10 protein-coding genes are annotated in these 17,515 nt (G+C 68.7%); 9 read left to right on the forward strand and 1 reads right to left on the reverse strand.

What is annotated here, in order from left to right:
* The first annotated feature begins 30 nt into the window (after window positions 1-30).
* A complete protein-coding gene (gene hrpA / locus AC5P67_RS14675; RefSeq protein ID WP_241889332.1) occupies window positions 31-4,116 on the forward strand; it encodes an ATP-dependent RNA helicase HrpA in 4,086 nt (1,361 codons plus the stop codon).
* A 73-nt stretch (window positions 4,117-4,189) separates the two neighbouring features.
* Here the strand turns inward: hrpA and AC5P67_RS14680 are convergent, their stop codons facing one another.
* A complete protein-coding gene (locus AC5P67_RS14680; RefSeq protein WP_005410728.1) occupies window positions 4,190-4,726 on the reverse strand; it encodes a hypothetical protein in 537 nt (178 codons plus the stop codon).
* A gap of 130 nt (window positions 4,727-4,856) precedes the next feature.
* On the opposite strand from AC5P67_RS14680, the gene AC5P67_RS14685 reads away from it, so the two are divergent.
* The 8 genes from AC5P67_RS14685 (at window position 4,857) to tsaB (ending at window position 17,120) form a co-directional block, all read left to right on the forward strand.
* Complete coding sequence (locus tag AC5P67_RS14685) at window positions 4,857-7,013, forward strand: bifunctional (p)ppGpp synthetase/guanosine-3',5'-bis(diphosphate) 3'-pyrophosphohydrolase (protein ID WP_032965949.1); 2,157 nt, start codon at window positions 4,857-4,859, stop codon at window positions 7,011-7,013.
* A gap of 30 nt (window positions 7,014-7,043) precedes the next feature.
* Entirely contained in the window at window positions 7,044-8,615 is a 1,572-nt protein-coding gene (locus tag AC5P67_RS14690; protein WP_099484100.1) for a hypothetical protein, read from the forward strand.
* A 63-nt stretch (window positions 8,616-8,678) separates the two neighbouring features.
* Entirely contained in the window at window positions 8,679-9,569 is an 891-nt protein-coding gene (locus AC5P67_RS14695; RefSeq protein WP_005414259.1) for an SDR family oxidoreductase, read from the forward strand.
* A 74-nt stretch (window positions 9,570-9,643) separates the two neighbouring features.
* On the forward strand, window positions 9,644-10,696 hold the full coding sequence (locus AC5P67_RS14700; protein WP_241889333.1) for a glycosyltransferase family 2 protein: 1,053 nt from the start codon (window positions 9,644-9,646) through the stop codon (window positions 10,694-10,696).
* Window positions 10,697-10,780: 84 nt separating this feature from the next.
* Window positions 10,781-13,219, forward strand: a complete 2,439-nt coding sequence (mrcB, locus tag AC5P67_RS14705; RefSeq protein WP_049459537.1) for a penicillin-binding protein 1B — start codon at window positions 10,781-10,783, stop codon at window positions 13,217-13,219.
* Window positions 13,216-13,752 carry a hypothetical protein gene (locus AC5P67_RS14710; RefSeq protein WP_005414256.1) on the forward strand — a complete coding sequence of 179 codons (537 nt, stop codon included), beginning with the start codon at window positions 13,216-13,218 and terminating at the stop codon, window positions 13,750-13,752. The genes mrcB and AC5P67_RS14710 overlap by 4 nt, the downstream gene beginning before the upstream one ends.
* Window positions 13,753-14,348: 596 nt before the next feature.
* Complete coding sequence (gene yoaA, locus AC5P67_RS14715; RefSeq protein WP_012481048.1) at window positions 14,349-16,397, forward strand: DNA repair helicase YoaA; 2,049 nt, start codon at window positions 14,349-14,351, stop codon at window positions 16,395-16,397.
* A 9-nt stretch (window positions 16,398-16,406) separates the two neighbouring features.
* Window positions 16,407-17,120 carry a tRNA (adenosine(37)-N6)-threonylcarbamoyltransferase complex dimerization subunit type 1 TsaB gene (gene tsaB, locus AC5P67_RS14720; RefSeq protein ID WP_099523213.1) on the forward strand — a complete coding sequence of 238 codons (714 nt, stop codon included), beginning with the start codon at window positions 16,407-16,409 and terminating at the stop codon, window positions 17,118-17,120.
* Window positions 17,121-17,515: the final 395 nt, after the last annotated feature.

The following is a 17,515-nucleotide window of genomic DNA, read 5'->3' on the forward strand; positions in this document are numbered from 1 at the left end:
TCGCTTTCAAAGTTTTGAACGAACCGATTGATGAACTCTATCGATAAAAATCCATCGCCCCGCCTGCGCCAACAGCGTGCCGCCATCGACGGCGCCATGAGCCGCGACCGGGGCCGTTTGCTGGGGATGCTCTCGCGTTGCCAGGCCAAGCCACAGGATGCGGCACTGGCCGCCACCTTCGAGCAGGCCTTGCAGGCGTCGGTGCAGCGCCGGCAGGTGCGGGCGCAACAGCAGCCGTCCATTACTCTGGACCCGCAGCTGCCGATTGCGCGTGAAGCCGACGCCATCATCGGGCTGATCCGCGAACATCAGGTGGTGGTGATCGCCGGTGAAACCGGCTCGGGCAAGACCACCCAGCTGCCGAAACTGTGCTTGGCCGCCGGCCGTGGCCAGGCCGGCATGATCGGCTGCACCCAGCCGCGACGGATTGCCGCACGTGCGGTGGCCAGCCGCGTGGCACAGGAACTGCAGAGTGAACTGGGCCAGCTGGTCGGCTACCAGGTGCGCTTCAATGACAAGGTCAGCGAAGACAGCCGCATCAAGTTCATGACCGACGGCATCCTGCTGGCGGAGATCGCCAGTGACCGCTGGCTGTCGAACTACGACACGATCATCGTCGACGAGGCGCACGAACGCAGCCTCAACATCGATTTCCTGCTGGGCTACCTGAAGCAGCTGCTGCGCAAGCGCCCGGACCTGAAGCTGATCGTCACTTCGGCCACCATCGACACCGAGCGCTTCGCCCAGCATTTCGACAATGCGCCGGTGATCAGCGTCGAAGGCCGTACCTATCCGGTGGAAGTGCGCTACCGCGCGCTGGAAGGCGAGGGCGAAGACCAGGGCGAACGCACCGTCAACGACGCCATCGTGTCGGCCATTGACGAGATCACCCGCCTGGATGCGCGCGGCGACGTACTGATCTTCCTGCCGGGCGAGCGCGAGATCCGCGATGCGCACCAGTCGCTGGAACGGCGCAAGTACCGTAATACCGAGGTGCTGCCGCTGTACGCGCGCCTGTCCAACCAGGACCAGGACCGGGTGTTCAACCCCGGGCCGAACCGGCGCATCGTGCTGGCCACCAACGTGGCCGAAACCTCGCTGACGGTGCCGCGCATCCGTTACGTGGTCGATCCGGGCTTCGCCCGCGTCAAGCGCTACAGCCCGCGCAACAAGCTGGACCGCCTGCACATCGAGCCGATCTCGCAGGCCAGCGCCAACCAGCGCAAGGGCCGCTGCGGCCGTATCGCCGAAGGTATCTGCTACCGCCTGTACGCCGAATCCGATTTCCAGGCGCGGCCGGAGTTCACCGATCCGGAAATCCGCCGCTCCAGCCTGGCCGGGGTGATCCTGCGCATGCTGCAGCTGGGCCTGGGCCGGATCGAGGAATTCCCGTTCCTGGAGGCACCGGACGAGCGTGCGGTGGCCGATGGCTGGCAGCAACTGACCGAACTGGGCGCGATCGACGCCGAGCGGCGCATGACCACCATCGGCAAGCAGATGGCACGCCTGCCGGTGGACGTGAAGCTTGCGCGCATGCTGGTGGCCGCGCAAGCTGCCGGCTGCCTGCGGCCGATGCTGGTGATCGCCTCGTTCCTGGGCATCCAGGACCCGCGCGAACGCCCACCCGAAGCGCGTGGTGCGGCCGACAGCGCGCACGCGCAGTTTGCCGATGGCCGCTCCGAGTTCGTTGGCGTGCTGCGCCTGTGGGATGCCTACCGGCAGGCCCATGAAGACCTGACCCAGTCCAAGCTGCGCGACTGGTGCGGACGTCATTTCCTCGGCTTCCTGCGCATGCGCGAGTGGCGCGAGCTGCATCGCCAGCTGCGGCTGCTGTGCGAGGAACTGGGCTGGAAGGAGGAGGCCAGCGAGGCGTCGATGGCGCCGTTGCTGGCCGGCAGCAGTGCGCCGGCCCCGGCGCGTGATGACGCGGCGGCGGTGAAAGCCACCCGGGGCCAGCTGCACCGCGCCGCGCGCCTGGCCCGCGAAGGCAAGGCGGAGACTGCACCGGCGCCGGTGGCCGTGCGCGCTCAGAAGGAACAGGCGCCGGTTGGCGGCGGTTTCAGCGAACGCGTGCGCGCCGCTGCCTACCAGACCCTGCACCGGGCGCTGGTGGCGGGCCTGCCGACGCAGATCGGCCACCGCACCGAGAAGGGCGATTTCCAGGCGCCACGCCAGCGCCGCTTCCTGCCGTTCCCGGGTTCGGCGCTGTCCAAGCGGCCGCCGCCGTGGCTGCTGGTGGCCAATCTGCTGGATACGCAGAAGGTGTGGGGCATGACCCTGGCCGCGATCGAACCGGACTGGGTGATTGCCGAGCTGCCGCACCTGCTGTTGCGCAAGCACTTCGATCCGCACTGGTCGCGCGCACAGGGACAGGTGCTGGCGTCCGAGCAGATCAGCCTGTTCGGCCTGGTGCTGGCGCCGAAGAAGCCGGTGCATTACGGCCGCATCGAGCCGGGCGAGGCACATGACATCTTCGTGCGCCAGGCATTGGTGACCGGCGAGATCAACACCCGCGCCAGTTTCGTGGCCGACAACCAGAAAGTGCTGGAGGTCGCCCGCGAGGAGGAAGCCAAGCTGCGTCGCGCCGGCATCGTCGCCGACGAGGACTGGCAGGCGCGCTGGTACCTGGACCGGGTGCCGCCGCAGATCCATTCGGTTGCGGGCCTGGATGCCTGGTGGAAGGGGCTGGCGCCGGAACAGCGCAAGACCCTGCACTGGTCGCTCGCAGACTTGCTGCCCGGAGAGGGCAGTGAGCAGGAGCGCTACCCGAAATACCTGGCGCTGGGCCAGGCGCGGCTGCCGCTGCACTACCGCTTCGAGCCGGGTGCCGACGATGACGGCGTGACCCTGGACGTGCCGCTGCACCTGCTCAATGCATTGGACCCGGTGCAGCTGGGCTGGCTGGCGCCGGGCTTCGTCGCCGACAAGGCCTCGGCACTGATCCGCAGCCTGCCCAAGGCAATGCGCCGCAACTACGTGCCGGCGCCGGACTTCGGCCGCGCGTTCTACGAGGCGTTCCCGCAGCCCAGCGCCGATGCCATCATCGGCGAACTGGCGCGTTTCCTGTCACGTGCAACCGGTGCCACCGTGACCGCGCTCGATTTCGAGCCGGGTTCGATCGAACCGCACCTGCACATGAATCTGCGCCTGCGCGACGAACAGGGCAAAGTGCTGGCCACCTCGCGTGATCTGGACGCGCTGCGCGCGAAGTTTGGCGGCCGTGCCGGTGATGCCTTCGCTGCACGCGCTGGCCGCGAGATGGCGGCCGATGGCCTGCGTACGTTCCCGGCCACGCCGATCCCGCTGCAGGTGCCTGGCGAAGCCGGCGTGCCGGCCTATCCGGCGCTGCTCGATGAAGGCGACAGCGTGGCGCTGCGCATCTTCGCCGATCGGCAGCAGGCGCAGGAGGCGCACCCGCTGGGTGTGCGCCGGTTGCTGGAGATCGCCCTGGCCGACAAGGTGAAGCAGGCGCGCAAGCAGTTGCCGGTCGGTGCCAAGACCGGTCTTCTCTACGCGGCGATCGAATCGCAGGAGCGGCTGCGCGGCGACCTGGTCGATGCGGCGATGAATGCAGTGCTGGCCGAGGGCCTGGAGGAAATCCGCGATGCGACGGCGTTCGAGCAGCGCCGCGAACACGCTGCCAAGGCCCTGTTTGGCGAGGCGATGTCGCGGCTGAAGCTGGCCGAGACCATCCTGGCGCTGGTGGCCGAACTGAAGCCGATGCTGGAGGCGCCGCTGATGGGCTGGGCGCGCGGCAACCTGGACGACATGGAAGCGCAGCTGGCCGGGCTGATCCACCCCGGTTTCCTGCGCGATACGCCGGCCGACGCGCTGGCGCAGTATCCGCGCTACCTGAAGGCCATGATCCTGCGCACCGAACGCGCCAAGCGTGATCCGCCACGTGACCAGGCACGCATGCTGGAACTGCATCCGTTCCTGGAAGCGCTGGAAACGGCAGAGCAGCAGGGCCTGCGCGATCGCCCGCAATGGCAGGCGCTGCGCTGGGATCTGGAAGAGCTGCGGGTGTCACTGTTCGCGCAGGAGCTGGGGGCACGTACCGGCATTTCGGCGAAGAAGCTGGCGCAGCGGGTGACGGCACTGCGCCAGGCCTCGTAACCCGCGACCCGACCCCGCCGGACGATGACCGGCGGGGTACGGTGGAATGTCATCCACGCGTGGCGTGGATCCACTACTTGGAGCGGCGCACCTTGGGCTGGCTGTTCACGCCTTCCACCTTCATGTACCACACGCCCATCACGCCGGGCTTGATGCTGACCTTGGGCGATTGCTTGCGCACGCCGACCACGCTGGTGCTGTCGGTCTGCTCCCATTCCTGGCCGTTGTCCAGCACGTAGACGCGGCCCTTGCCGAAGCCACGGAACTCGCCCTGCAGCACGCCGGTGATCGGCTCGCTGCTGCCGAAATCGAAGAACCCGCGGTTCTTCACGATCACTTCCTGGCGGCCCTGTTCGCGGGCTTCTTCGCGTACCGCTGCCACAGCCTGGGTCGTCGCCGCTTCAACCTTGCCCTGCAGCCAGCGGTTGAGCGTGGCCAGTTCCTGCGCGCTCAGCTTGTCCAGGCCGGCCGCCTTGAATTCGGTCGGCGACATCTGCTGCTGCAGGTCACCGTCCACCACGCGCTGGGCCAGCGCAGGCGCCGACAGGGACAGCAGCAGTGCGGCGCAGGCCAGCAGCCGTGGACGGAAACGTGGGGCGATCGAGGGCATGGCGGAACTCTCCTGGGTTTGCCGGCGAGTGTAGCGGCATGTCTTCATGCCGGGTGATGGTGGCTGCGGTGATTGTCCCTGAACGGCGCCGGCGCTAGTGTAGGAACCTCTGTCTTGCCTGCTCGATGCTGTGAACCGCGCTTCTGTCCCCGGCCTGGATGCCTTGTTGAACCGTCCCTCCGCCGCGGTGCTGCCCGCTCCGCTGCGCCAGGCCCTGCGCGAACACTGGGAAGCACCGGAGTGCGACCACCAGATGCGCGCCAGCTGGTCGGTGCTGGGAGATACCCTCGATGCACTGTCGATGCTCTCGGCCGACGAAGGCGCGGTGGTTGCCGCGCTGTTGTTCGACCTGCCCGGCCTGCGCGCCAGCCTGGACCAGCTGCCGCTGGGCAACCACAAGGCGGCGGTGATCGGCCTGCTCGACGGCCAGGACGCCGCCGATCCGGTCTGGGCGCTGCATGCTGGCCGCGAGGCCGGGCGCAACAGCGAGGGCCTGCGCCGCCTGCTGCTGGCGATCATCCGCGACCTGCGCGTGGTGCCGATCCTGCTGGCCCGGCAGCTGGCGAGAATGCGCGCTGCCGACAAGCTGGACGACGAGCAGCGCCGGGCGCTGGCGCAGCTGACCCGCGACATCCATGCGCCGCTGGCCAACCGGTTGGGCATCTGGCAGCTGAAGTGGGAGCTGGAGGACCTGGCGTTCCGCCACCTGGAGCCGGAAACCTACCGCCGCATCGCGCGCGAAGTGGACGAAACCCGCGTGGCGCGCGAGCGCTACGTGCAGAACGTGAAGAAGCAGCTGTCGCGCGAGCTGGCCGCACAGGGCATCCATGCCGAAGTGAGTGGCCGCCCCAAGCACATCTACAGCATCTGGCGGAAGATGCAGAAGAAGCGGCTGGCGTTCGACCAGCTGTACGACATCCGCGCGGTGCGGGTGATGGTCGACGACGTCGCCGCCTGCTACGCCGCGCTGGGTGTGGTGCATGCGCTGTGGGCCCCGGTGCCGAGCGAGTTCGACGATTACATCGCACGCCCGAAGGCCAACGACTACCGTTCGCTGCACACCGCCGTGGTCGGCCCGGAAGGGCGCACGATCGAAGTGCAGATCCGCACCCACGAGATGCATTCCCAGGCCGAGCTGGGCGTGGCCGCGCACTGGAAGTACAAGGAAGGCGGCAAGGGCGCGGAAAAGTCGTTCGATCGCAAGATCACCTGGATGCGCCAGCTGCTGGAGCAGGCGCAGGACGGGCAGGGCAATGAACTGGCCGGGGCACTCGACGCCGAGCTGACCGAGGACCGGGTCTATGCGCTCAGCCCGAAGGACGAGGTGCTGGACCTGCCCCAGGGGGCCACGCCGCTCGATTTCGCCTACCAGGTACATACGATGGTGGGCCACCGCTGCCGTGGCGCCAAGGTCAATGGCCGCATCGTGCCGCTGACCTATCGCCTGCGCAGCGGCGACCGTGTCGAGATCCTCACCGGCAAGGAGGCCGACCCCCGCCGCGACTGGCTGATGCCCGCGCTGGGCTTCCTGGCCAGCAACCGCTCGCGCGAAAAGGTGCGCAGCTGGTTCCACAAGCTGGACCGCGCGCGCAACGTGCAGGCCGGGCGCGAACTGCTCGAGCGCGAGCTGAAGCGCCTGGGGCTGCAGCATTCGGATCTGGCGGTGGCGGCGAAGAAGTTCCATGCCGACAGCGTTGACGACCTCTACATCCAGGTGGCGCTGGGCGACACCGGCCCGAACCAGGTCAGCCGTACGCTGCTGGAGGCAGAGCGCGCGGCCAGCCAGCCGGCCCCTGCGCCGGCGCTTCCGCGCCCGACCGCCCGCCGCGAGAACCTGGGCAAGTCCAAGTTCACGGTGCAGGGCGTGGGCAATCTGCTGGTGCAGCTGGCGCGCTGCTGCCAGCCGGTGGCCGGCGAACCGATCGTCGGCTACCTCACCCGTAGCCGCGGTGTCACCGTGCACCGGGCAGACTGTGCCGCGCTGGCCCGGCTGGCGGCCACCAGCCCGCAGCGCATCCTGCCGGTGGAATGGGGCCAGGCCGGGGGCGGCTACGAGGTGGACGTGGTGGTCGATGCGGTCGACCGCCGCTGGCTGCTGAAGGACATCACCAACCTGATCGCCCAGGAAGACGCCTACGTGCTCGACATCCACAGTGACAACGTGCGCAACAGTGGCCGTGCCCATCTGCGCCTGAGGCTGAAGGTCAGCGACTACGACCAGTTGTCGAACCTGCTGGGCAAGCTGGACGCGCTGCCGGGCGTGAGCGAGGCGCGTCGCCTCGGCTGAGCTTCACGCCGCCCCGGCTACCCTGCACGCATGGAACGCGAGCCCCCGCATCGCCCGCATGGCGCTGAACACCCTGCGCTGGATCGCGTCCGCCGCGAAGGCCGCTGGTGGTGGCTGCAGGCACGTCATGCGCGGCGGGTCTGGCGATGGGCGCTGGTCGCGGCGCTGGCGGTGTTCGTGCTGCTGGTGCTGCTGCGCAAGCCGCTGGCCGACTGGTTCTGGGACGAGCCGCAGATCGAACAGCTGCTGGTCGAAGGCGATCGCGCGCTCGCCGCCGGCCGGCTGAGTGCGGCCGACGGCAGTGGTGCGCGGGAGCGCTACCAGGCGGTGCTGGCACTGGATGGCGATCGGCCGCAGGCGCGCCAGGGCCTTGCGCGAACCGCCGCGGCAGCACTGCAGCAGGCCCGCGACAAGCTGCAGGGCGACGATCTGGAGGGCAGCGCGCAGTCACTGGCGCTGGCCCGCGAGCTGCAGGTGCCGCAGGGCGACGCCGACGCCGTGGCCCGTCAACTGCAGGCGCGGCGTAGCGCCGGCGCCGGTATCGGCGCGTTGCTGGCCCAGGCCCGCAATGCGTTCGCGGCCGGCCGGCTGGACGATGGCGACAGCAGTGCGTTGCCGCTGTTCCAGCGCATCCTGGCACTGCAGCCGGACAACCTGCCCGCTCTGGAAGGGCGCGAGGATGCACTGAGCGATCTGCTGCAGCACGCGCGCGCCCTGGCCGGACGCGGGGAACTGGCTGAAGCCGCTGCGACGTTGCAGCGCGCGCGCCTGTTCGATGCAGGCCACGCCGATCTTCCCGCCAGCCAGGAGGCCCTGGCACGGGCGGTCGACGAGCGCTTGCGGCAGGCACAGCGCGCACTTCAGCGACAGCAGCTGGAACGTGCCGCAAAGGGGTTCCTGGCCGTGCTGGCGGTGGCGCCGGACGATCCCACTGCCCAGCGGGGCCGCGAGCAGGTGCTGCAGGCGGTGCTGGCGCGAAGCCAGATCCAGGCCGACGATTTCCAGTTCGAGGCGGCGCAGCGTGATGCCGTGCTGGCCGAAGCACTGGGCGCTTCGCAGGCGGCACGACAGCAACTGGTGCAGCGCCTGCAGCGTGCACGGCAGGCCCGGGAGGCACTGCAGCAGCCCGCAGTGAGCAACGCGCAGCGTGAACGCGAGCTGCGCGATCACCTGCGCCGGATAGAACGCGCCGAGCGCGCAGGCCAATGGATCAGCCCGCCGGGGCACAGCGCATTCGATGCCCTTCGCGAAGCACAGGCGCTGGCACCGCGCGATTCACGTGTGAAGGCCGCGGCCGCGCGCCTGCTGCCTGCCAGTCGCCGTTGTTTCGACGACAATCTCCGGCAGAACCGGGTGCAGGCTGCAGGTGCCTGCCTGCAGGCCTGGCAGACGTTGTCTCCCACCGCTGGCGGCCTGCCTGCGGCCCGCCAGCGCCTCGCGCAGCGTTGGATTGCGATTGGCAGCGAACGATTGGGCAACGGAGATGTCGCCTTTGCCGAACGTGCGCTCCAGCAGGCGGGCGAGCTTGGCGTCGGCCCTTCCAGCAGCGAGTACCAGCAGTTGCGGCAGCGCCTGCGCGACATCGGGGTGTCGTCGCCCTGAGCCCGCCGCTGCCGGAGGGACCGCTATAGTAGCCACCCCTCGCAACATCCCCACGGAGTGCCGATGACCGTCCTTGTTTCCGGAGCCACCAGCCAGATCGGCCGGTTCCTGCTGCCGCGCCTGGTGCAGGCGCATGGGCGGGTACAGGCGGTGAGCCGGCAACCGCAACCGGCACAGGACGGCGTGCAGTGGCTGTGCGGGGACCTGGCGGCTGCGCTGGACAGCGTGCCGTCTCCGGACTGGCAGGCGATTGCCAGCTTCGGCCCCCTTGAAGCATTGGCGCAGTGGTTGTCGCGGCAGACGGCGGCCCCCGCGCGGCAGGTCATCGCCACCAGTTCGATGAGCGTGCTGAGCAAGCAGAATTCCGAGCAGGCCGACGAGCAGGACGTCGTGGCGATGCTGCAGCGGGGCGAAGCGGGCCTGATCGCGCAGGCCGAGCGCCTTGGCATGGGCTGGACGATCCTGCGGCCGACCCTGATCTATGGGGCCGGCATCGACCGCAGCATCACCCCGATCGTGCAGCGTGCGCTGCGTCTGCGCCTGTTTCCGATTCCGCTGGTGGGAGGCCTGCGCCAACCGGTGCATGCCGACGATATCGCCCGCGCCGTGGTGGCCTGCATCGCCACCGGTGCAGCGTCGGCACGGGTGCTGGAAATCGGCGGTGGCGAGCGCCTGCCCTATCACGCGATGTTCCGCCGCGTGCACGCCAGCCTGGCACAGCCGACATTGGCGCTGCCGTTGCCGGGCGCGGCACTGCGGGGCCTGGCCGCGGTGCTGCCGCGGGCGCGTGGTCCGGTGTCACGCCTGCAGCAGGATCTGATTGCGGACAATGGCCCACTGCAGGCGCTGCTGGACGTACATCCGCGGCCGTTCCAGCCCGACGCGGACACGTGGCGACCGATGAGCGCGGCCCAGGCCGTGCAGCGGATCGCTGCGTATCCCGGCAACGGCTAGCCAGCCATCGTATCCATCCTCTTGGGAGGGGCTCTGCTACCATCCCCCGGCCCTTGTTTCCGCGAGTACGTTCGATGCCTGACGCGCCATCCCGATCGGCCCCTGCCGAGCGCATTGGCGTCGCGCTGTGCACCTACAACGGTGCGCGCTACCTGCAGGCGCAGCTGGACAGCATCCTCGACCAGGATCTTCCGGTGAACGAAGTCATGATCGGCGATGACGGTTCCAGCGACCAGACGCTGCAGCTGTTGCAGGCCTTCGTGCCGCGTGCACAGGCGCTGGGCATCGGTGTCGAGATCGTCCAGCACGCGCGCAATCTCGGCTATGTGCGCAATTTCGCCGATGCACTGATGCGTTGCCAGGCCGACATCCTGTTCCTGTGCGACCAGGATGATGTCTGGCATCCGGGGCGTGTCCGCCGCTATGTTCAACGCTTCCGGGCAGACCCGGCCCTGTTGCTGCTGCACAGCGACGCGAGGTTGGTGGATGCGCAGGGCGCGCCGCTTGGCCAGCGGCTGCTGGAGGTACTGGTGGTCCATCCGGCCGAGGTCGAGCTGGAACGCTCGGGCCTTGCGATCGACGCGATCCTGCTGCGCAACTTCATCACCGGTGCCACCTGCGCGCTGCGCCGCGGGCTGCTGGCCGGATCGCTGCCGGTCCCGCCGGGCTGGAGCCACGACGAATGGCTGGCGGTCCACGCATCGCTGCGTGGAGGATTGGACATGCTGGCCGAACCGACCATCGACTACCGGCAGCATGGCAACAACCAGATCGGTGCCAGTCGCCGCGGTTTCCTGCAACGCCTGCGCCATCTCGATCTGTTCGATTCACAGGCGCGCCAGCGCACGGCCGGGCGCCTGCTGGCCCTGGCCGATCTGCTGGGGCAGCGCGGCGTGGTGGTGGCGCCGGAGCGCTTCCAGGGACTTCACGCGCTCGCCTGGCGCATGGCCTGGTCGCGCCTGCAACTGTATCGCCGCGTGGATGTGCCGGCAGGCTGGATCGCCCATGATGCGCCGCGGTTGATCGCACGCCTGGCCAACGTCTGCCTGGCGGGGGGCGGCTGGAAAGGGGGCTGGGCAGCGCTTGCGGGTGCGTGGGCCGGGTGGCGGGCGCCGCGCGCTGCTTGAACTGCAGTGAAACCGCGGGCCATCGCCTGCCAGCCACCGCGGCGCCTGCGTTAGACTCGCCAGACCCTACCCGCCTGCATGCCCGTGCCCCGACGCTACGATTCCGACGACATCGACGATTTCGACGACGACCAGCAGGACGACAGCCCGCTGTGGCGGCGTCGCCTGATCACCTGGAGCATGGCTGCGGTCGCGTTGGGATTGGGCTTCCTGATCCCTTATACGCTGTACCTGAACCAACAGGTGACCCAGCGCTTCGGTGAACTGCGCTGGCAGATCCCGACCCGGGTATATGCGCGGCCGCTGGTGCTCACACCCGGCAAGGCAATGGACGCGGCGACCCTGAAGACCGAACTCGCCGCATCTGCCTACCGCGATGACGGGCAGGGCAAGGAGCCGGCGACCTATGCGGTGAATGGCGGGCGCTTTGTCATTTCCAGCCGTGGCTACAACGATGTGGATGGCCGCGTCGCACCGCGCCGACTGGAACTGTCGCTGGCAGACGGTGCGGTCGCGTCGCTGCGTGATGCCGACAACCGCAAGGCGCTGAAGGCTGCGCGCCTGGACCCGGCACGTATTGCCACCCTGTACGGGCAGAAGCAGGAAGAACGCCGCCTGATCCGCATGGACGAGGCGCCGGACCTGCTGGTGACCGGCTTGCAGGCGGTGGAGGACAAGGACTTCAACCGTCACCACGGCATCGATCTGTCCGGCATCGCGCGCGCGGTGTGGGTGACGGTCCGTTCCGGTGGCCAGAGTCGCCAGGGGGCGTCCACGCTGACCCAGCAGCTGGCCCGCAGCGGCCTGCTCGGGATCGGCAAGGAGCAGACGGTCACCCGCAAATTCAACGAAGTGCTGTACGCGCTGATCATGGAGGCGCGCTACGACAAGCGCACCATCTTCGAGGCCTATCTCAACCAGGTGTACCTGGGGCAGCGCGGCAGCCAGGCCATCCACGGCATGTCTTCCGGCGCCGAGTTCTGGTTCGGCCGTGACCTGCAATCGCTGGAAACCGAGCAGATCGCGCTGCTGATCGGCTTGGTCAAGGGCCCGTCCTACTACGATCCGCGGCGCAACCCGGAACGCGCGCTGGATCGCCGTAATTTCGTGCTGGGCAAGCTGCATGAGGCGACGCTGATCGACGATGCCGAGTACCAGCGTGCGTTGAAGGCGCCGCTGGGCGTGCCCAAGACGCCGGGCCTGGTGGCGGCCAACCGCTTCCCGGCCTATGTGGACCTGGTTCGCCGCCAGCTCGGCCATGACTATCCGGAATCGGCGCTGCAGGGCGCCGGCCTGAGCGTGATGACCGGCATGTCGCCGTCTGCGCAGGCCTATGCCGAAGGCGCGGTGACCCGCACCATCAAGTCGCTGGAAAGCAAGCGCCGTCCCGAACTGCAGGCCGGCATGGTGCTGACCGACGTGCACAACGGTGACGTGCTGGCGGTGATCGGCAGCCGTGAGGTGTCCGAGGTGGGGTTCAATCGAGCGATCGAAGCACAGCGCCCGGTCGGCTCGCTGTTGAAGCCGTTCGTGTACCTGCTGGCGCTGGCGCAGCCGGACCGCTACTCGCTGGCCAGCTGGGTCGACGATTCGCCGGTGACGGTGCAGCTCGGCCGTGGCCGCAACTGGAGCCCGGGCAACGCGGACAACCGCAGCCACGGCACCGTGCGCCTGATCGACGCGCTGGCGCATTCCTACAACCAGGCCACGGTGCGCGTGGGCATGCAGGTCGGCCCCGAGCGTGTGACCCAGCTGATCCACGTGCTGGCCGGCATCAAGGCCGAAGCGAATCCGGCGGTGATCCTCGGTTCGACCGACCAGAGCCCATACGCGATGGCACAGCTGTACCAGTTCCTCGCGTCCGGTGGCGAAATCCAGCCATTGCATGCGGTGCGTGGCGTGCTCGATCCGCAGGGCAAGCTGCTCAAGCGTTACGACAAGACCCCGGCACCGGCCCAGGAAGGCGATTCGATTGCCGCCAACCTGATCAGTGTCGGCCTGCAGCAGGTGGTTGCCAGCGGCACCGCGCAGCGGCTCAACGCCGATGGCCTCAGCCGCCTGCAGCCGGCCGGCAAGACCGGTACCACCAACGATGGTCGTGACAGCTGGTATGCCGGTTACACCGGGGATCACCTGGCGGTGATCTGGATCGGCAACGACCAGAACGAGCAGGCCGGCCTGTACGGTGCCACCGGCGCGATGCGGGTCTGGTCGGGTATCTTCCAGCGTCTTCCCAGTGCGCCGCTGCGGGTCAGCAACAAGGGCCTGGACTGGCAGTCGGTGGCCGCCACCGGCCTCAACACGACTGATGAGGGCTGCCCGGGAGCGCGCCGCTTCCCGTTCGTGGTCGGCTATGCGCCGGCCTATGCGCCCTGTGCACCGGCGGTGTCGCCGGACGGGCAGGGCGAGACCGAAGGCGAGGGTGGTGGCTGGCGCAGCTGGTTCGGCCTGGACCGCAAGCCGGAAGCGCCTGCCGAACCTGCCGCGACGCCCGCCGCCGCCACTCCTCCCCCGAGCCGATGATGCCGATGAACATGCGATCCCTTTTGCAGCCCCTGGCCCTGACCGGCCTCAGCCTGGCCCTGGCCGCCTGCGTGAGCAGTGCGCCGCCGGTGGTCAAGCCGGTCGATACCACCACGCCGGCGCAGCGCCTGGCCGCAGTTGACGCAGCCGCTGGCCCCGATGACAAGGAGTTGTCGGTGCAGCCGTTGCGTGACTCGCAGGTGGAAGATCTGCGGGTGACCGCGCAGGCACAACGCCAGGCCAACGATCTGGCCGGTGCCGCCAGCAGCCTGGACCATGCGCTGGAGATCGTCGCTGGTGACCCGGCGGTGCTGCAGGAGCGCGCCGAGCTGGCGCTGCTGCAGGGGCAGTGGGCGCAGGCGGAGGCGTTCGCGCGCAAGGCGGTCGACCTGGGCTCGAAGACAGGGCCGCTGTGCCGCCGGCATTGGGCGACGATCGAGCAGTCGCGCCTGGCGCGGGGCGAGAAGGAGAATGCGGTGTCGGCGCATGCGCAGATTGAGGGCTGCACGGTGCCGGGGATCAAGCGGTACTGAGTTTCCAGCCAACGGCGCAGCCCCTCGTGGCTGGCTGCTTGGCCGCGTAAAGCAAAAGCCGCGCTTGGCCGGGCGGGGTGGGTTCGCGGGGGACGCCGTAAACCCGTCCTTGGGGGCTTGGCCGCGGCATCCATGCCGCGGACACCCCCCGCGAACCCGCCCCGCCCGACCTCTGACAGTTTCCGTGTGCTGCCAGCCACGGAAGAGAAAAAGAAAATCAAAAGCGGGTCGCGCGCTGCGCGCACTCGTTGTGGGGTCGGATCCGTTTTTCGCAGGAAAACGGCTCCGACCCCTTCTTGTTTCCGTTCCACCCACCGCTTCTGAAAGGGCAGTCGAGCAAGCTCGACTTTGCGAAGCACGTCCCTCCGTCACCGGGAAACTGTCGAAGGCGGGGACTGTGGGTTTGCGGGGTGTCCGCGGCATGGATGCCGCGGCCAAGCCCCCAAGGACGGGTCTACGGCGTCCCCGCAAACCCACAGTCCCCCGCCAGCCCTCCGTGCAACCCAGAGCCATGACCGCCGTTGCCGTTGCTGTTGCTCCGGCTCTGGCTTGAAACGGGTGCCGGGCAGCGCCCGGCCGGGTATCCTTTCCCTCTGATGTCCGACCTTGTCCATGCCAGCCGCGAAGCCCTCAGCGACGGCGGCGCGCTCGCCTCGCACCTGGATGCCTTCGTCCCGCGTCCGGCACAGCTGCACCTGACCGAAGCCATCGCCGATGCGCTGCAGCAGCGTGACCTGCTGCTGGCCGAGGCCGGTACCGGCACTGGCAAGACCTTTGCCTATCTGGTGCCGGTGCTGCTGTCCGGGCTGCGTACCATCATTTCCACCGGAACCCGCGCGCTGCAGGACCAGCTCTACCACCGCGATCTGCCACGGGTGCGCCAGGCGCTGGGTGTCGGCCTGCGCAGTGCGCTGCTGAAGGGGCGCGCGAACTACCTGTGCCGCTATCGCCTGCAGCAGGCGCGCGGCGAGCCGCGTTTTTCCAGCCCCGAACAGGCGGCGCAGTTCCAGCGCATCCTGGCCTGGTCCGGTCGTTCGGAGTTCGGTGACATCGCCGAACTGGAAGGCCTGGCCGATGACTCGCCGCTGCTGCCGATGGTCACTTCCACGGTCGACAACTGCCTGGGTACCGACTGCCCGTTCTGGGATGACTGCTTCGTGGTGCGCGCGCGGCAGCGTGCGCAGGCCGCCGATGTGGTGGTGGTCAACCATCACCTGCTGCTGGCCGATCTAGCCCTGAAGCAGGACGGTTTCGGTGAACTGCTGCCGGGGGCGCAGGCCTTCGTCATCGACGAGGCACACCAGCTGCCCGAATTGGCCGCGCAGTTCTTCGGCGAAGGATTCGGCATGCGCCCTTGGCAGGAACTGGGCCGCGACTGCCTGGCCGAAGCGCGTGGCGTCGGCGGCGCGCAGTCGGCGCTGCAGGAACCGGTCGACCAGTTGCAGCAGGCGCTGCTGGCCCTGCGTTCGGCGATGGAGGGACTGCCGCCGCGTGGCACGCAATGGCGCGCGTTAGCGATGCCGCAGGTGCGCGATGGATTCGATACGGTGATGGCGGGGTTGGTGACGCTGGAGCAGGCACTGCAGCCGCTGCGCGAAGCCGCGGCGGGCCTGGATGCCTGCCATGCGCGGGCGCGCGAGGCGGTCTCGCGGCTCAGCCGCTGGCTGGGCGATGACGAACCTGCCCTCGATTTCGATACCGACCCGGCGGAAACCGCCACTGCCGCTGATGTGCTCTGGTACGAGCTCACGCCACGTGGTTTTCGCTGCCAGCGCACGCCGATGGATGTGTCCGGCCCGTTGCGTGAGCATCGCGAACGCAGTCGCGCGGCATGGATCTTCACCTCGGCGACGCTGACCGTGGGCGGTGGCTTCGACCACATCGCCACCCGCCTGGGCCTGGACGATCCACACACGCTGGTCCAGCCAAGCCCGTTCAATTGGCCGGAGCAGGCGCTGTGCTACCTGCCCGAAGGCCTGCCTGATCCGGCTGCGCGGGGCTTCGGTACTGCGTTGATCCAGACCCTGCGGCCGGTGTTGCAGGCGTCGCAGGGCAGGGCATTCCTGCTGTTTGCCTCGCACCGTGCATTGCGCGAGGCCGCCGAGGCACTGCGTGATGGGCCATGGCCGTTGTTCGTGCAGGGCGAGGCGCCGCGCGCGACGCTGTTGCAGCGCTTCCGCGAATCGGGCAATGGCGTGCTGCTGGGCTCGGCCAGTTTCCGCGAGGGCGTGGACGTGGTGGGCGAGGCGCTGAGCGTGGTGATGATCGACAAGCTGCCGTTCGCGGCACCGGACGATCCGGTGTACGAGGCACGGCTGGAGGCGATCCGCAGCCAGGGTGGCAATCCGTTCCGCGATGAGCAGCTGCCGCAGGCGGTGATTGCGCTGAAACAGGGCGTCGGTCGCCTGATCCGCAGTGAGAGCGACCGTGGTGTGTTGGTATTGTGCGACCCGCGCCTGCTCAACCGTGGCTATGGCCGGGTCTTCCTCGATTCACTGCCGCCATTCCGCCGTACCCGCAGTCTGGCCGATGTGCAGGCCTTCTTTACGCCACAATGGGCGCCCGTGGCCGATGGTGCGGCTGCTCCGGCCGCCGTTGCGACCGGCCCCGAGCCGGCGCCCGGTGCCACGTTCCCCCTGTTCTGACCCGATCCGATGAAACTGCTCGCCTTTGAAACCGCCACCGAAGCCTGTTCCGTTGCCCTGCATGTCGATGGGCAGGTGCTGGAACGCTTCGAGATCGCCCCGCGCCGGCATGCCGAACTGAGCCTGCCGTGGGCGGAGGCGCTGCTGGCCGAAGCCGGCATCAGCCGCCGCCAGCTGGACGGTATCGCGCTCAGCCGCGGCCCGGGTGCGTTCACCGGCGTTCGCCTGGCGATCGCCATCGCGCAAGGCATTGCGCTGGCACTGGATCGGCCGTTGCTGCCGGTCTCGACGCTGCAGGTGCTGGCGCTGCGGGCACCGGCGGACGAAACGCAGATCCTGTCGGCGATCGACGCACGGATGGGGGAGTTGTACGTCGCGCGCTTCGAGCGTGTAGACGGCCTGCCGGTGGCACGCGATCCCGAGCGCGTGTGCGCACCCGCTGCGGTCGCGCTGCCGGAAGGGATGTCGGCCTACGGTGTCGGCACCGGTTTCGGTGCAGCCGAGGGGGCACTGGTGACCCAGCTGGGCACCGGCCTGCGCGGCTTTGATGCGACGGCGCTGCCGCGGGCGTCGGATGTGTTGGCACTGGCGGTGCCGGCGTTCGCTCGCGGCGAAGCCATTGCACCGGAGAAGGTCGAGCCGGCGTACCTGCGTGACAATGTGGCGCTGACCCTGGTCGAGCAGCAGGCCGCGCGCGAGGCGAAGGCGAAGGCCAACGGCTGAGCCCCTCGTGGCGGGATTGGTCGCGTAGATCAAAAGCCGTGGTTTGGCCGGGCGGGTGGGCTGCGCAGGGGGCGCTGCAAGTACGTCCCTGTAAGCTCGGTCGCCGCATCCATGCGGCTCACGCCCCTGCGCAGCCCACCCGCCCGGCCTCTGACAGTTTCCGTGTGCGTCCGCCACGGAAAATCAAGAAAAGAAAAGTCAAAGTCAAAAGCGGGTCGCTTCGCTCACATCCACGCGTGGCGTGGATGTGTGTCGACCAAGGTCGACACCTATCAACAGCGGAGCGGGACGTGATGCGCCGCGATCTGTCAGAGGTGGGGCGGTGTGGGCTTGCAGGACCGTTGGCGCCATGGGCCCGAGGCATGCCTCGGGCGGGTTGGGCAGGACGCCCAACC

Source organism: Stenotrophomonas sp. YJH_SMC_21, from assembly GCF_059369555.1.

Excerpts from the sequence above, each read along its gene's own strand:
- hrpA (WP_241889332.1), top strand. The coding sequence starts at position 31 with ATGAACTCTATCGATAAAAATCCATCGCCCCGCCTGCGCCAACAGCGT.
- AC5P67_RS14680 (WP_005410728.1), bottom strand. The coding sequence starts at position 4,726 with ATGCCCTCGATCGCCCCACGTTTCCGTCCACGGCTGCTGGCCTGCGCC.
- AC5P67_RS14690 (WP_099484100.1), top strand. The coding sequence starts at position 7,044 with ATGGAACGCGAGCCCCCGCATCGCCCGCATGGCGCTGAACACCCTGCG.
- AC5P67_RS14695 (WP_005414259.1), top strand. The coding sequence starts at position 8,679 with ATGACCGTCCTTGTTTCCGGAGCCACCAGCCAGATCGGCCGGTTCCTG.
- AC5P67_RS14700 (WP_241889333.1), top strand. The coding sequence starts at position 9,644 with ATGCCTGACGCGCCATCCCGATCGGCCCCTGCCGAGCGCATTGGCGTC.
- AC5P67_RS14710 (WP_005414256.1), top strand. The coding sequence starts at position 13,216 with ATGATGCCGATGAACATGCGATCCCTTTTGCAGCCCCTGGCCCTGACC.
- yoaA (WP_012481048.1), top strand. The coding sequence starts at position 14,349 with ATGTCCGACCTTGTCCATGCCAGCCGCGAAGCCCTCAGCGACGGCGGC.
- tsaB (WP_099523213.1), top strand. The coding sequence starts at position 16,407 with ATGAAACTGCTCGCCTTTGAAACCGCCACCGAAGCCTGTTCCGTTGCC.